The following is a 15084-nucleotide window of genomic DNA, read 5'->3' on the forward strand; positions in this document are numbered from 1 at the left end:
TGGCAGCGGAAATCAGGCGATGGTCGCCGACTCGATGATGACGTCGTCCTGCGGCACATCCTGGTGCATACCCGACGAACCGGTGGATACCGCGGCGATCTTGTCGACCACCTCGGAGCCCTCGGCGACCTTGCCGAAGACCGCGTAGCCCCAGCCCTGCGGGTTCGGCGCGGTGTGGTTCAGGAAGCCGTTGTCGGAGATGTTGATGAAGAACTGCGCGGTGGCCGAATGCGGGTCGTTGGTACGGGCCATCGCAACGGTGTACTTGTCGTTCTTCAGGCCGTTGTTCGCTTCGTTCTGAATCGGGGCCTGCGTGCCCTTCTGCTGCATCTCGGGGGTGAAGCCACCGCCCTGGATCATGAAACCCGGAATGACGCGGTGGAAGATGGTGCCGTTGTAGTGGCCGGCGTTCACGTAATTCACGAAGTTCGCGACGGTGTTCGGGGCCTTCGCGTCGTCGAGCTCCAGCACGATCGGTCCGTAGTTGGTTTCGAGATTCACCTTTGTCATAAAGCCCACCTTTCCATCCCTATGGCAACCGGTCAGCAGTTCGGGTCGACTTTGCTGACCATGAAGGTCGCCAGCGTTGTAGCCGCACCCGTGTGCGCACTTTCGCAGCCTCCAGTTCGCTGTGGCCGCACATATCGGCGTTGCCGACCACGCGGCTCAGCTCAGGTTTTCGAGCGAAGCGAGATCGAGCATGCGCCGTTCGCGGCCCGGCTTGCGTCCGAGTGGCCGAAGCGCATGCGACGCAGTCGCGAGTCTCGGCCGCGCCGCTTGCGACTGCTTGCAGGTCGCTCGAAAGGGTCGGACGCAAGCCACGAGGGGCCGCGAACACGCCGTGCCGCAGGCGCGGCAAATCCAACACAGCTAGCATTGCCAACCGTGCCCGACGCCGCTACCGCTGTCTTGACAAAACCGCCCGCCGCGCCCGAAGTCGCACCGAGCGATTTCCGAACCGCGCGCCTCGTCGCGCTGGTCGCCGGCGTGCTCGGCGCGTTGTTCGCGCTGGCAGCTCCGTTCTTACCGGTCAGTCAGACCACCGCGACGCTGAACTGGCCGCAGGACGGCGCCCTCAACAGCGTGCAGGCGCCGCTCATGTCGCAGGTGCCGATCGATCTCGACGCGCGCATTCCGTGTTCGGCAATCGATCAGCTGCCGAGTTACGGCGGGATGCTGCTGGCTACCGCGCCGCCACAGGGCGACCGGGCTTCGCTCGAGGCGATGTTCGTGCGGGTCTCGGACACCACGGTGGATGTGGTCGACCGCAATGCCGTGGTCGCCTCGGCCGAGCGTGCGCAGCTGGGCGCGTGCACGTCGATCACCATCAGCTCAGACATCAATCGGACCAGGGCGTCGTTCGACGGTGTGACCACGACGATCGAGCGGCCGGTCGAGGGCGCGGCGCCCGGGACGACGCAGAAGGTCGAGGTTCCGGTCGAGGGGCAGCTGAACGGTGATCTGCGGCCGCAGGTGGTCGGCGTGTTCACCGATCTGAAGGGCGCGGTGCCCACCGGCCTTTCGTTCCATATGACGGTGGACACCCGGTTCTCCTCCAGCCCGACCCCGGTCAAGTTGATCGCGATGATCGCGGCGGTGCTGTGCACGCTGATCGCGCTCGGCGCACTGGCTCGGCTCGACGGCAGTGACGGGCGCGGGCACCGCCGGATCCTGCCCGCCAACTGGCTGAAGCCGAACTGGGCGGACGGCGCGGTCGTCGGGACGCTGCTGCTGTGGCATTTCGTCGGCGCCAACACCTCCGACGACGGCTACATCCTGAGCATGGTGCGGGTGGCGCCGCACGCGGGCTATATGGCCAACTACTTCCGCTGGTACGGCGTGCCGGAGGCGCCGTTCGGCTGGTACTACTACGTCATCCAGGCCTTCTCGGAGATCTCCACCGCGAGCCCGTGGGTCCGGCTGCCCGCGCTGTTCTGCGCGATTCTCTGTTGGATGGTGATCAGCCGCGAGGTGGTGCCCCGGCTGGGGCGCGGTGTGCGCAACAGCAAGGTGGCGCTGTGGACCGGTGGGCTGGTCTTTCTGGCGTTCTGGCTGCCGTTCGACAACGGTCTGCGCTCGGAGCCGATCGTCGCGCTCGGCGCGCTGCTGACCTGGGTTTCGATCGAGCGGGCCATTGCGACGGGTCGACTGCTTCCGGCCGCGGTGGCGATTCTGGTGGCCGCGTTCACCCTGGCCGCGGCGCCGACCGGTCTGATGTGTGTGGCGGCGCTGCTCGCCGGTATCCGGCCGCTGGTGCGGATCGTGGTGCGACGGCATCGGCAATTCGCGGCGCAGGGTGTGGGTAAGTGGGGTTCGACGCTGCCGCTGCTGGCCCCGATCGCGGCGGCGGGTCTGCTGGTGCTGATCGTCGTCTACACCGACCAGACCTTCGCGGGTATCCAGGAGGCCAACCGGGTGCGGCAGGTAACCGGCCCGAACCTGGCCTGGTACGAGGACTACCTGCGCTACTACTACCTGTTCGTGGAGACCGTCGACGGATCACTGTCGCGCCGCTTCGCCTTCCTGATCATGCTGCTGTGCCTGTTCACCACCATGCTGGTGCTGTTGCGGCGCAGGCAGGTTCCCGGCATCGCGAGCGGTCCGACCTGGCGGCTGATGGGCGTGGTCTTCGGAACCATCTTCTTCATGATGTTCAATCCGACGAAGTGGACCCACCACTTCGGCGCGTACGCGGGCATCGCCGGATCACTGGCCGCGGTCACCGCGGTGGCGGTTTCGGCGAGTGCGCTGCGGGCCAGGAAGAATCGGGCGATCTTCCTCGCCGGATTGCTGTTCGTGCTTGCGGTCGCCTTCTCGGGTATCAACGGCTACTGGTACGTGTCCAGCTTCGGTGTGCCGTGGTTCGACAAGCGGATCTCGCTGCACGGCTACCAGTCGAACACGCTGATGCTGGTGCTGTTCGGGCTGGCGCTGGCACTGGTCGGCTGGTCGGCGCTGCGCGAGGATTACACCAAGCCGCAGCCGTCGGCGAAGTCGGTGCGCGGCAAGCGGATTCGCAGGTTCGCCGCCATCCCGCTGACCGTCGTCGCCGCGCTGATGGTGCTGCTCGAGGTGTGCTCGCTGCTCAAGGGCGCGGTGTCGCAGTACCCGGCGTATTCGCTGGCGCGCTCGAATTTCGATGCGGTGCAGGGCAATTCGTGCGGCCTCGCCAATGACGTGCTGGTGGAACCGGATGTGAACAAGGGCAACGGCATGCTCACGCCGATCGTCGATCCGGCGAATCCGCCGAAGAACGGTGATCCGCTGGCCGGCCCCGATCCGGTCGGCTTCGATCCGAACGGTGTGCCCGAGAAGCTCAGCGCCGACACCATCGAGGTGAAGCCGGGCACCGGCAATACCTCCACCCAGTCGGTCGGCCCGGTCGGCGCGGACGGTCAGAATGCGGGCACCGACGGTGGTTTCGGCGCGACCGGTGTCAACGGCAGCCGGGCCACCCTGCCCTTCGGCCTCGATCCGGCCACCACGCCGGTAATGGGCAGCTACCAGCCGGGCGTGCAGCAGCCCGCGCATCTGGTCTCCAGCTGGTACCAGCTGGCGCCGCGCTCGGATGATCGTCCGCTGGTGGTCATTTCGGCCGCGGGTCGCATCCTGTCCATCGACGACACCGGCGACACCCGGTACGGCCAGTCGCTGACCGTCGACTACGGCAAGCACCTGCCCGACGGCAGTGTGCAGATGCTCGGCACCTACCTGCCGCGCGATATCGGTCCGTTCCCGTCGTGGCGCAACCTGCGCATCCCGCTCGACGAGATCGCGCCCGATGCCGACGCGGTGCGCATTGTCGCCAACGACCCGATCCTGATCGGCGACCAGTGGCTGGCGTTCACTCCGCCGCGGATGCCGAAGTTGGCCACGCTCAACAGCTTCATCGGCTCCGAGCAGCCGGTGCTGCTGGACTGGGCGGTCGGGCTGCAGTTCCCGTGCCAGCGGCCGCTGGACCACAAGAACGGCGTGGCCGAGGTGCCCGGGTACCGGATCCTGCCGGACCGGCCACTGGCCATCAGCTCGACGAATACCTGGCAGGCCGAGGAATTCGGCGGGCTGCTCGGCTTCAGCCAGATGCTGGCGAAGTCGAGCACCGTTCCGACGTATCTGAAGAACGACTGGGCGCGGGACTGGGGTTCGCTGGAGCGGTACGACCAGTACTACCCGAATGCGGTTCCGGCCAAGTTGGATACGGGTACGGCCAGCCGTTCGGGGCTTTGGTCGCCCGGCCAACTGCGTGTGTTCTAGGTCGTGAATGAAGGCAGGCCCGTCGAATTCGGCGGGCCTGTTCTCGTTTCGGGGACCGAGATGTACTCAGCGCCCACTCGTCCCCGGTTCCGAGGGGCCCACAGCCTCCGGGCGCTCAGGCCAACAGCGTCCGCAACGACGAAAGGCCGCGGCGTCGGCTGTGCTGTCCGACGCGACGGCCTGGTGGATGGTGTTCGGTAATCCGGCGGGGTCAGACCTTCGTCATACGAAGGCCCAGTTCACGACGGAGTAGCTCCTGCGGGGTCTGGCGGGATAACACGCGCAGCAGCGCCGGTCGAAGCTCCCGTTGTTCATCTTCGGTGAGCAGTCCGACGAGGTCGCGCAGATCCATATCATCGAAGGCCGCGGTCATGAATAAAAGGTTAAGGCCAGCTTCACGTGTGGGAAGGCTTTCGCGGCCAACATTTACGACATGGTCACGCTGGTTCACCGTCGTAACGTGCGCGGGCCGCGAGCACTTCGTCCATGCGCTCCTCGGCCCACGTCTTTATGGCGCGCATCACAGGCCGCAGGCTGTGACCGAGTGCGGTGAGTTCGTAGTCGACGCGGACCGGCACCTCGGCGGTGATCCGGCGCTCCAGTAAGCCGTCGCGCTCCAAGGTCCGCAGGGTTTGGGTGAGCATTTTGGGGCTGACGCCGGAGATGACGCGGTTGATCTCGGCGTAGCGCAGCGGGCCGTCGGCGAGGGCGTTGAGTATCAGGCTGACCCACTTGTCGCTGATGCGGTCGAGGAGTTGGCGCGTGGGGCATTCGGCCACGTAGGCGTCGTATCGCTGTTTTGCCTGGTTGCGGCGTTGTGCCGCGGTTGTTGTCGCCATCTGATTCCCCTGCTGCCTGTTACGCACTTCTGGGTAACTACTACCTGATAGATAGTAGCTTGCTCTAGGTTTGTCGACGTAACCCGACAAGCGATAAGGAGCGCCATGCGCGCAGTCGTAGTCCGTCGACCCGGTCCGGAGGCCGTCGCGGAGATCATCGAAGTGCCGACGCCCGAGCCAGGGCCCGGTGCCGTTCGGGTGAAAGTGGCGGCGGCGACGGTCAATCCGGTGGATCTCATGGTCCGCAATGGCGTCGGCGGTACCCCTTTTGCCGCGCCGCGCGATCAGTGGGGGATCGGATGGGATATCGCCGGTGTCGTCGATGCTGCCGGTGCCGGTGTCGATTTCACGGTGGGTCAGCAAGTGATCGGCATCAGCGACCGTCTCGACGTCTCGTTGGCAGCGCAAGCCGATTATGTCGTCCTCGAAGCCCGAAACGTGGCCCCCGCACCGACTTCCGTGCCCGCAACCGCCGCGGCCACCATCCCGCTGAACGGCCTCACCGCTCTCCAGGCCTTAGCCGCCCTCGACCTCACACCTGCCGATTCCCTCCTCGTCACCGGAGCCGCAGGCGCGGTAGGCGGCTTCGCGGTCGAACTGGCTGCCGCCCGAGGTATTCGAGTAATCGCCTCGGCTTCGCCTGCCGACGAACCCACCGTCCGCGCCCTCGGCGCCACCGACTTCATCCCCCGCGGAGCGAACCTTCCGGATGTAGCCCGAGCACTCGTACCCGGCGGCGTGGACGCTGCCCTCGACGCCGCGGCCCTCGGTCCCGAAACCCTCGCCGCCGTCCGCGCCCGCGGCCGCTTCGTCTCCATCAGCGTCCCCGCCACCCCGATCCCCTTGCGCGGCACTGAAGTAACCACCGTCCTGGTCCATGCCGACCGCTCCCAACTCGACGAACTCGTCGCATTGGTCGACAAAGGCCACCTAACCCTCCGCGTAGCCGAAACCTACCCGTTGGACGCGGTAGCCGCCGCCCACCGGCGAATCGCGGCAGGTGGTCTCCGCGGCCGCCTCGTCCTCGTTCCTTGAACCCTTGCTGGGTTGGACACAATCGTCCTCGCGGTTGGCGCGGGCGGCATGTTCTCCGGAATCGCCGCGGTCGCCGACCATTTCGGCATTCGAGTGGTCGGGGCGGAACCCGACGGCAGCCGGGCGCTCAATGCCGCATTGGCTGCCGGCGCGGTGCTCGACGTGGACGTGGATTCCATCGCGGCCGATTCGCTCGGCGCGCCAAGGGTTTCCGCTGCCGCGCTGGCCTGGGCCGAGGCCACAGACGTGCGCTCGGTGGTCGTCGACGACGAAGCGATCGTACGGGCGCGACGGCAGCTGTGGGAGCGGCATCGACTGGTCGTCGAACACGGCTCGGCGACCGGCTTGGCGGCGCTGGCTACCCGGGCATACCAGCCACGCGACAGTGAACGAATCGGTGTCGTGCTGTGTGGAGCGAATACCGACCCCAGCGACCTCGTCGACTGAGCGATCCGTCGCGGGCCCACGCCCGCGGTCCGAGCGCCCGCCTCCATGTCTCGCCGATGCGTTCTCATCCCCCAGCCCATCGAATTGTGTTCAGGCCGAAATGAAGTTGACTCACGCGCTGGTGCGAAATACCAATCAGTGCCGCGATGTCGCGCACGGGCAGCCGCTTCGCGGTCAGTTCCTTGGCCAGCGCCGCCGACTTCGCCGTGATCTGTTCTTGGATGTCATCGGCCTCGGCGCGCAGTGCGCGCAGTTCCTCGGACCGCGCCAGCGCCTCGGCGGTCAGCCCGACATCATCGAGGACCACGCGGACCTCGACAGTCGACGGCGCGACATCCATGGTCACGGCGATGTAGTCCCTGGCCTCGCGCTCCGCTTCGGACAGTCGTCGCGCCTGGGTGAGCGCGTCCTCGCCGAGTTCGGGAATGGCCAGTGCCCACCACCGACCCTCTCGGGATACACGAACTGTGTACGCCATCAGACACCTCCTTGACAGTCGCACGACATGATCGCCTTGCGAATCACGCGGACCACGCCGGGACGGGGTGGGAATGCCCACCGGACTCTAGCGCGCCCGGATCGGGTCGGCCTTCTTCCAGCCGTTGACCGATTTCACGGTGGTGGCGATGGTTGCGGGGATGGCGGTGGGGTCGTAGGGGGTGAACTGTTCGAGGGAGCCCCAGTCTCGGGTCCAGTTGTGGGTGAGGTAGGTGGGGATGGTTTGGGATTTCAGGAGTAGACCGGTCCAGCCGAGGGGGCCGCCGCCGATATCGTCCTGCCAGGCATTGGAGGCGTCGGAGCCGACGCGGTCGGGCAGGATGCGCCAATTGGGGACCTCGGCGACGCCGTCGTGGTGGTCGAACGGGCGCTGGCAGGGGAAGGCCAGGCCGACGTGCCAGTCCAGCAGGACCGGAGCGGTTTCGCCGACAGCGGAATTCAGCGTGGCCAGATGCGGCAGCCGGGGCGGGGTGACGGCCAGCCACTGCTTCTGGGTGATGTCGTTGTCGACCGCGACCAATCGCACCGCGTTCACTCCGGCGGGCAACTTGTCCAGTGGCACACGGAGATTGCGCCAGGACGGTGCGGGCCCGATATCGAGCGGATCCACCGACCCGAGCGTTTGTACCTCGCCGTCCGCTCCGCGCACGCCGTACTCCAGGTGCAGTTCCTGCCCGTAGGTGAGCACACCGTCGGCATCGATCGAGCGGATCCGGCCCGCCGCGGTTATGGCGAGCACCTGGTAGGCGGGGTCATCGCGCATGCTGTCGGTCAGATCGAGGCGGTACCACTGCGAGGTGAGCTTGGCCTGCTGCTGATCGGCCCCGTCCTGGTAGCTGCCCATGATCGGGGTCCGCGCCGGATCCAGGCCGAACGGCAATGCCACCGTGCTGCCATTGATTCCGGCCTGCTGGGTGGTGCCGCCGCCGGTGCCCGCACCGGTCGTTTTGGTGGTCTTGTTCTTCGAATCCTTGTTCACCGAATTCGCACCGCCGGTGACGGTTTCCTCGGCATCGGCGGTGAGGTCGGAGGCGACCCCGTTGGACGTGAATCCCTTCGATTCGGCGGACAATCCGTCGGCGGGGGAGCCGGTGTAGGGGAGCAGCAGCGAATTCGCGGTATCGGTCTCCACCAGCACCTCGTTGGCGAGCGCGCAGGTATTGCCGCTCAGCGATTCGAGATTCGACTTGGCGATCGAGTACGCCGGGTACTGCGTGACCGCCGCCTTGGCCAGCGATGCCACCTCGAAGAGCACGAGCAGCGCGGCCGCGATCGTCAACGGCGCGGAAGCGTAACGCTCGAAACGGCGTGGCGCATCGGTCTTCTCGCGGTACGGCTCGCGATAGTGCAGCCATACCGCGACGATCAGCGCCACCCCGCTGAGCCCGAGGAACAGCGTGGACAGGCCCTTACCCGCGACCAGCGGCGCCTTGTCCCACCACGGCACACCGTAACTGGATACGTACCACCAGCCATTGGATCCGGTGAAGGTGATCGCCAGCAGGAACAGCACGGCCGCCGCGAACAGCGCGCGGTTGCGCGGCGAGCGAATCCCATTGGTGCCCACCGCTACCGCTGCCAGCGCCGCAAGCGATCCGGCCAGCCCGGCGTACACGCCGAAGTGGTGGGTCCATTTGGTCGGCGTGAACATCATCAGCAGCAGCGAGGCGAAGACGATGCCGAGAATCCGCACCGACGGCCCACGCGACGTTCCCGGAATCCGCCCCTTTCGCAGCACCTGCAGCACACAGACCAGCAGGCACAGCAGCATGATCAGCACACCGAAGCGCCGCGCCAGCGATCCGTCCGGCGAGAGCATCAGCAGCGAATCCCACCGCGTCCGCTCGTCGAACCAGGCCACATTCGGCCCGACAAGGGTGCGCACCCGGGTCGCTTCCATTACCGTCGCCAGCGTCTGATCGGCGAAAACGACGACCAGCACGAGCGTTCCGGCGGCCAGGCCCGGTGCCAGCAACGCGGCATATCGGAAGAAGGTGGCCAGGCGTGAGGTGCTCCGATCCGTGCGCACATCGACGCGGGTTTGTCGCCCTGACCGTTCGGCACTCGGATTTCCCTGGTCCCCACCAGGATTCGCGGCATAGGCGGGCTCTCTTCCGACAGTGTCGGGTTCGTCGGCCGATCCTGCGGCAGCTGCCGCAGGTCTCTGCTTCGCGCTGGGCGCGGAATCCAGCAATGTGCCAGCCGCATCGCGCGCCCGCCGAATAATGATCTGCAGGACCGGCCGCGAACCCGCGATCAGCGCCGCCACACAGATCAGTCCTGTCGGACCGGCCGCCAGCGAGAACGCGGCGATCAGCACACCGACCGCGGCGGGCAGCAGCCGTCCGGTCGCGATCGCCCGCTCGATCGAGCACCAGGTCAGCAGTGTACCCGCGGCGATCAGCGGTTCGGGCCGCAGACCGTTGTCGTAGGGCAGCCAGAACGCGAGGAAGACCAGACCGGCGGTCCACAGCGCCACCTTGTGCCTGCGCACTCGAGCGCCCAAGCGCGGCAGCACCTCTCGGCTGATCACCATCCAGCACACGAAGCCGGCGGCCAGCGTCGGCAGCCGCATCCACGGGCTGGCATCGGAGACCTTGGTCATCCAGGCCAGCACCTCGTAGGACCAGCCGAACGGCGCTTCGGGCACCGCGAACCAACGGTAGTAGTTGGCCATGTATCCCGAATGCTCCGAGACGCGGGCCATATTCAGGATGTAGCCGTCGTCGGAGGTATTCGCGCCGATGAAATGCCACAGCACCAGGAGCCCGAGCACCGCCACATCGGCCAGGGTGAACCGCCACCAGTGCGCGGGCAGGAACCGGCGCGCCCGTCGGCCATCGGCATTGTCGAGCAGGTGCAATGCGATCAGCGCGATGATCGTGCAGATCGCCGCGGCGATCATGGCGCCGAGCTTCAGCGCGGACGGCGTCGAGGAGAAGCGGGAATCGATATCGGCGTGCAGCTTCGCGCCATCGAGCTTCGCGGCATCCAGATCGGTGAAGACACCGACCACCTGCGGGCGGATATCGCGGGTGATGGTGTTGCGGAAGGGCGTACCGTCCTGGCGCTTCGCACCGACGAATTCGACCGAGGTCGCGGCCGCCGTTGTGGTAATGGTGACGGACTCGCACCCGGCGATCTCCGCGACCGGCGCGGACAGCAGCGGCACATCACGCTGCAGCACCGCGAGCGTGCCATCGGTGACCGAGACGATCAGTCCCTTGGCGCTGGCCTGGCCCGAGGCGTGCGGAATGGTCGACAGCACCGTGCCCGACCCGGCCGCGGCCACCACCGAACACGGCAGCGTCGCATCCAACCGCAGCGGCACATACGAAACCAGGGGCGCCTCGACACTGGTACGGCCCGCCTGGGGCCAGTCGAGCGCGGCCTGATCCTGTTTCACCGGAAGCAACGGCGTCAACAGTGCCAGTACGAATCCGAGCAACCCGGAGACGAGGGCGATCAGGCGGTTTCGGGTGAACGCTGCAGAAGTTCGGTCCGGTCGCACGAGGCACCATGCTAGCTACCCGCATTGGTGACGCTCGCCACCGAGATCACCGCCGCCGCCTATCGCAGCGGCCGGACGTCCCAGAGCCACACGTCGTCGACCTGTCGCGGCGCGACGCCGAGCAGTTGCGTCACGGTCGTGCGCAGCACCTCGGAGTTCTTGGTGGCGGGCAGGACCACCACGTCGGCCTCCCAGAAGCGCAGGTCGTCGAGTGCTTGTGCGCGGGTGTCGGCGTCGATGGGCGGTACCACCCCGGTGTCCAGGGCACCGACGAGCAGGGCGGTGGTCGGTCGGAAATCGGGTCCGTAGATGCCCTTCTTGTTCGCGCCGGTCGGGCCGACGAAATAGCCCCCGGCGAGCGGGAAGTCGAAGTCGGCGTCGGCTTGCCAGCGCAATGCCTGCGCGTCGGGGGGACGCGGTGGCGGCACCATGACAACCGAGCCGCCGCTCACGTACTTCTTTACTGTCCCGTCGGCGAAGAACTCCGGAGTCGGTGCGCGCTCGATCACCGGAAGGACGGTTGGGATGAGCGGAGCCAAGGCCAAGCCGAGCGCAGGGAACCAGGCCAGCGGCCGCCAGTCGACCGGCGACTGCTTCCACCAGGTGACCGCCTGCTGGGTTGCCAACGCCAGCACCGCACCGATGGCCGGAATCGCGGCCATGGTCAGCCGAGTCTCCAGCACCGTATTGAGCAGCGGGACCAATTCGGCCCAGCGCCAGGGCAATTCGATCCCGGTCGACACCTTGCCGAACATGGCCGTCGCACCGAGTGACAGCACCCCGAAGACAACCATCACCGCGGTCGCCGCCCGGACCACCCGGTCGCGCCACAGCAACGCCACCGCCACGAGCAGCAACAGCAGCAGTGGCCAGCCGAAATAGGCGTTCTGCTCGGTGTCGTTCATGGACACGTACTGGCCGGGCGCGAACATCCCGCCGAGCGATTCGGCGGGGAACTGCACGATGGCCTTCAGATCGTTGCCCATCGGCCCGTGGTCGATCGAGCGATAACTCTGCGGCCCGAAGAATTGCCACCACAGCGGAATTTCGGTGAGCATCAAGGTGATCCCCGCGGCCAATGCGATGGTCGGGGCGAGCGCACGCACTACTTGCCAGCCCGTGCGCGGTGTGTGCAGGTAGTACACGAGGCCGAACAGTCCGAAGGCGAGTGCGAAGATCAGCAGCGGTTCCTCGCCGAGTGCGATCTGCAGCGCCACCAGGAAGCCGAGCGCGACGGCATCACGAACTCGCCTGCATGGCTCGGTCGTCTCCGCACCCGGCACACGTCGTGCGATGCGGATCAACAGCAGCGCGATGACCGGAAGCAGCGCGAGCAGCACGAAATTCGGGTGCGCATTGGCATGGGAGATCATCGCGGGCGCGAAACCGCAGAAAAGTCCGCCGATCGCGGCGGCCAGCCGGGACTCCACCAATTCCCGGGAGAACAGCCAGTACCAGGCGAAGGCGGTGGAGGCGAGGCCGAGCGTGAGGACGAGCACGAAGGTGACGGTCGGTCCGAACAGCAGCGTGACCGGAGTCAACGGCACCCCGACCCCGAACATGGCCGTATTGGCCATCATGTTCACCCCGGCCGGGAAGTTCTGCAGATCGGTGCCCAGCGGATTCTCCAGATGCGCCACCGAATGTGCGGTGACCGCGAAGAACCACTCCCACATGGTCTGGTCCTGACCGCTTTTGATCAGGTACCCGCTATGTGTGTTGCGCCACTGTCCGGACAGCACCGTGACGGCCAATGCGAGATAGCTCACCGAGGCGACCAGATCACTGCGATCGACCCGGATCCGTCTCCGCTTCCCGGTGCGCTGCTCGGGTCTGGCCCCGCCAGCCGGTGTCGATCCCTTGGTGACGACGCCTACTGCTGGTGGTGCTTCGACCTGCAAAACAAACTTCTCCCCGTTATTGGTCAGATCAGCGATCCACCGTAACCGAATACCCTGTGAACCGCCTCCCCGGCGCCTTCAGGACGGACTCGGGTGCCGCGACGCCGCTGTTGGTGGCCGCCGGTCAGTGCCCGGCTGGGTCAGCAGTTCCCCACGAGTTACCCATGTCCTCGCGAAATCATGCGTCGAGCGAGCACTCCGGCCGCGCTGATGACCCGGGTGTACGGCGTCAGCGATTGACGACGACCAAGGTGAAAGGCCCGATATTGGTGGTGGTGAAGTGCGGGTCCGCGAAGAGTTCCTTGGGGAAGCTCACGGTGTAGCGCTTCACATTGGGGTCGTTGGGGTAGACGTCCTTGGCCAGGCGCAGAGTGTAGGTGTCCCCGCTACTGCGGAAGAGGAACGCATCCGGTGCGCGCCACGGGGTCTTGCCGAGTGCGTCGACCAGGGCGGCGGAGGAGTTCAGCTTGCTCCACGACTCGATGGTGGCGGCGCGGCCCGCGAAATCGGCCAGCGGGTTGGCATAGTGCGAGGTGAGCGCCTGGAAGCCGGAGTACGGGTAGAAGGAAAGGAAGCTGGTGTCGGCGGTGAGCACCACCGAATCCGAGCGTGGACGGCCGGTCTGCGCGATCAGTGCCGCATCGATTTCGCGGTAGTACGACGCCGCACCCGGTGCGCGCTTGTCGGCGCGTTCGCCGTTGCCGTCGGTATCTGTGTATGCCGTGGTGATCTCCGGCTTCAGCACCTGCGGAATGTCCTGGGTGAACGCGAGCGCACCGACGATGGCGACCACGACGACGGCGAATTTGAACCGCCCCGGCTCATCGAGTGCCTGATATGCCGCCCGCGCGCCTTCGACGAACCCGAATGCACCGGCCGCCGCAAGCAGCACTTCGAGCACGGGCGTCAAGCGGAACGAGAGCAGGGTGGTACCCGCCGCGGTCGCCGTCATCGACAGCAGACACCACAGATAGATGGCAACCACGCCGATCCCGAGCGCCTGCGCCCGCCGCGACGACGCCGCCCGCAACACCAACCACGCCGTCCCGAGCAGGAAGAACGCCCCCGAAAGCGAGAACTCCGCCATCGGCAACGGCAACTGTGCCCCGCCCTCGGGCAGATAGTGGAACGCCGTCCCCGAACTCGGCATCGTCCCACCGAGCATCTTCAATACGAACGGCAGCCACACGACCAGCGCCACCAAACCTGCGATCGCCGCGATGACAACCAGCCGAACCAGCGGCGGCACCGCGGCCCGCCACACCGAACCCGACCCACCGTCGCCGGTACCGCGTCGCGCTCGGTCCGCGGCCCGCTGTGCCCGCACCGCAAGCCCCGCCGAGACAAGTCCCATCAGCCCGACCGCAAAGGCCGCCACCGCGAAATACAGCGTGTAGAACGACGCGGCCATCCCGAGGAACAGCCCTGCGCCGATGACCGCGCCCCAGCCTCCGGCCGTTCCGACCCCGCCTGCCGCACCACCAGCTGCGGCGACACTGTCTGATGCAGTCGCCCCACCCGACGCCGAAGCCTCGCCTACAGCCGCATTATTTGCGTCACCAGATACAGCGGAGCTACTCGATGTGGCGGTGCTGCCTGATGCCGCCGAATTGCCACCTACTGCCGCATTACTGCTCGCTGCGCCTGCGTCACCAGATACGGCGGCGCTACTCGCTGCAGCCGTGCCATCCGACGCCGAAGCCCCACCAACAACCGCCGCGGTACCGAACTCGTCGCCCGACAGCTCGTGCGGCCGATACAACGCACCCCACGCCAGAATCAACGCGGGCGGCAGCAGCAGCACGATGACCGCGCTGTAAGCCTCCGGCGAGGCATAAGCGATTGTCACCGCGGTCGTCGCCGCGCTGACTCCGATCGCCCAGTCGGCGCGAATCAGCTTGGACCACAATACGAGTGCGATCACCGCGATCACCGCGAGCGAACCGATGGCGTACGGCTTGAACGCCTCCCAGCCGTCCATTCCGAGCACATTCGCCACTCGACCGCCGATCCAGAACCATCCGGCCGGATAGAACGGCGGCAGGTCGGCGTAGGTCATATCGTGCAGCGTCGCGCTATCGGTCAGCCGCGTCAGATATTCGGTGCGGAATTCCTGGTCCACCGAGACGCCGAAGAGGTACAGCTTGGTCGCCGCCAGCGGCATCCCCAATGTCACCGTGACGAACGTCGAAATCCCGACCCAGGACAGCACTTTCGCCACCCACGGCCACCGCCGCGCCCGCACCAGCCAGATCGCCGCCCCCAGCAGCACCGCCGCGCCGACCTGTCCGACCGTGGTCAACGACCTGGTCACATTGGACGAGTTGAACGCGGGCCACTGCACCATCGAAAACGCCACCAGCCCAACGGCGGCAACGATCGCGGCCACCACGGCGGCCAGCAGCGCCTCGCCGACCCCGGAGCCGATGTGCCGGATCAGCAGCGACCCACGGCCGCGCTCCGGTGCGGAGTGCTCGGCGCGTTCTGCCGTGACTGTGCTCAACGGAGTGCTCCTTCGACAATGCGACGGCTCGAGGTCGGCTCCGAACTTGCCACGCCGCCCGGCCGATCGCACCGGCAGGGTACCGAATGCCGCATC

10 protein-coding genes are annotated in these 15084 nt (G+C 66.7%); 3 read left to right on the plus strand and 7 right to left on the minus strand.

Features of this window, described 5'->3' with window-relative positions:
- Positions 1-12: 12 nt before the first annotated feature.
- Positions 13-510, minus strand: coding sequence for a peptidylprolyl isomerase (locus ACQPZ2_RS01715; protein ID WP_063039842.1), 498 nt, complete (start codon positions 508-510; stop codon positions 13-15).
- 375 nt (positions 511-885) lie between these two features.
- Between ACQPZ2_RS01715 and ACQPZ2_RS01720 the strand changes: the two genes are divergently transcribed.
- Complete coding sequence (locus tag ACQPZ2_RS01720) at positions 886-4254, plus strand: arabinosyltransferase domain-containing protein (RefSeq protein WP_433523993.1); 3369 nt, start codon at positions 886-888, stop codon at positions 4252-4254.
- Between the two features lie 211 nt (positions 4255-4465).
- On the opposite strand, the gene ACQPZ2_RS01725 is transcribed toward ACQPZ2_RS01720, so the two are convergent.
- Both ACQPZ2_RS01725 and ACQPZ2_RS01730 read right to left on the minus strand, forming a co-directional pair.
- Positions 4466-4627, minus strand: a complete 162-nt coding sequence (locus tag ACQPZ2_RS01725; RefSeq protein WP_169814469.1) for a hypothetical protein — start codon at positions 4625-4627, stop codon at positions 4466-4468.
- Between the two features lie 64 nt (positions 4628-4691).
- Entirely contained in the window at positions 4692-5093 is a 402-nt protein-coding gene (locus tag ACQPZ2_RS01730; RefSeq protein WP_433523994.1) for a winged helix-turn-helix transcriptional regulator, read from the minus strand.
- Positions 5094-5198: 105 nt separating this feature from the next.
- On the opposite strand from ACQPZ2_RS01730, the gene ACQPZ2_RS01735 reads away from it, so the two are divergent.
- Both ACQPZ2_RS01735 and ACQPZ2_RS01740 read left to right on the plus strand, forming a co-directional pair.
- Positions 5199-6128, plus strand: coding sequence for an NADP-dependent oxidoreductase (locus ACQPZ2_RS01735; RefSeq protein WP_433523995.1), 930 nt, complete (start codon positions 5199-5201; stop codon positions 6126-6128).
- A 12-nt stretch (positions 6129-6140) separates the two neighbouring features.
- Positions 6141-6575, plus strand: a complete 435-nt coding sequence (locus tag ACQPZ2_RS01740) for a pyridoxal-phosphate dependent enzyme (protein WP_433523996.1) — start codon at positions 6141-6143, stop codon at positions 6573-6575.
- A gap of 64 nt (positions 6576-6639) precedes the next feature.
- On the opposite strand, the gene ACQPZ2_RS01745 is transcribed toward ACQPZ2_RS01740, so the two are convergent.
- From ACQPZ2_RS01745 to ACQPZ2_RS01760, 4 genes are all read right to left on the minus strand, one after another.
- Positions 6640-7053 (minus strand): hypothetical protein, encoded by a 414-nt coding sequence (locus ACQPZ2_RS01745; RefSeq protein WP_433523997.1) that lies wholly within the window; start codon positions 7051-7053, stop codon positions 6640-6642.
- Between the two features lie 87 nt (positions 7054-7140).
- Entirely contained in the window at positions 7141-10584 is a 3444-nt protein-coding gene (locus ACQPZ2_RS01750; protein ID WP_433523998.1) for an arabinosyltransferase domain-containing protein, read from the minus strand.
- Positions 10585-10643: 59 nt separating this feature from the next.
- Positions 10644-12485, minus strand: coding sequence for a glycosyl transferase (locus tag ACQPZ2_RS01755; RefSeq protein ID WP_433523999.1), 1842 nt, complete (start codon positions 12483-12485; stop codon positions 10644-10646).
- A 229-nt stretch (positions 12486-12714) separates the two neighbouring features.
- On the minus strand, positions 12715-14922 hold the full coding sequence (locus ACQPZ2_RS01760; protein ID WP_433527714.1) for a galactan 5-O-arabinofuranosyltransferase: 2208 nt from the start codon (positions 14920-14922) through the stop codon (positions 12715-12717).
- Positions 14923-15084 lie beyond the last annotated feature (162 nt).

The organism is Nocardia pseudovaccinii, assembly GCF_050942345.1.
GTDB classification, from domain to species: domain Bacteria; phylum Actinomycetota; class Actinomycetes; order Mycobacteriales; family Mycobacteriaceae; genus Nocardia; species Nocardia pseudovaccinii.

Coding starts and splice junctions, on each gene's coding strand:
- ACQPZ2_RS01735 (WP_433523995.1), top strand. CDS start 5,199: ATGCGCGCAGTCGTAGTCCGTCGACCCGGTCCGGAGGCCGTCGCGGAG.
- ACQPZ2_RS01745 (WP_433523997.1), bottom strand. CDS start 7,053: ATGGCGTACACAGTTCGTGTATCCCGAGAGGGTCGGTGGTGGGCACTG.
- ACQPZ2_RS01725 (WP_169814469.1), bottom strand. CDS start 4,627: ATGACCGCGGCCTTCGATGATATGGATCTGCGCGACCTCGTCGGACTG.
- ACQPZ2_RS01715 (WP_063039842.1), bottom strand. CDS start 510: ATGACAAAGGTGAATCTCGAAACCAACTACGGACCGATCGTGCTGGAG.
- ACQPZ2_RS01730 (WP_433523994.1), bottom strand. CDS start 5,093: ATGGCGACAACAACCGCGGCACAACGCCGCAACCAGGCAAAACAGCGA.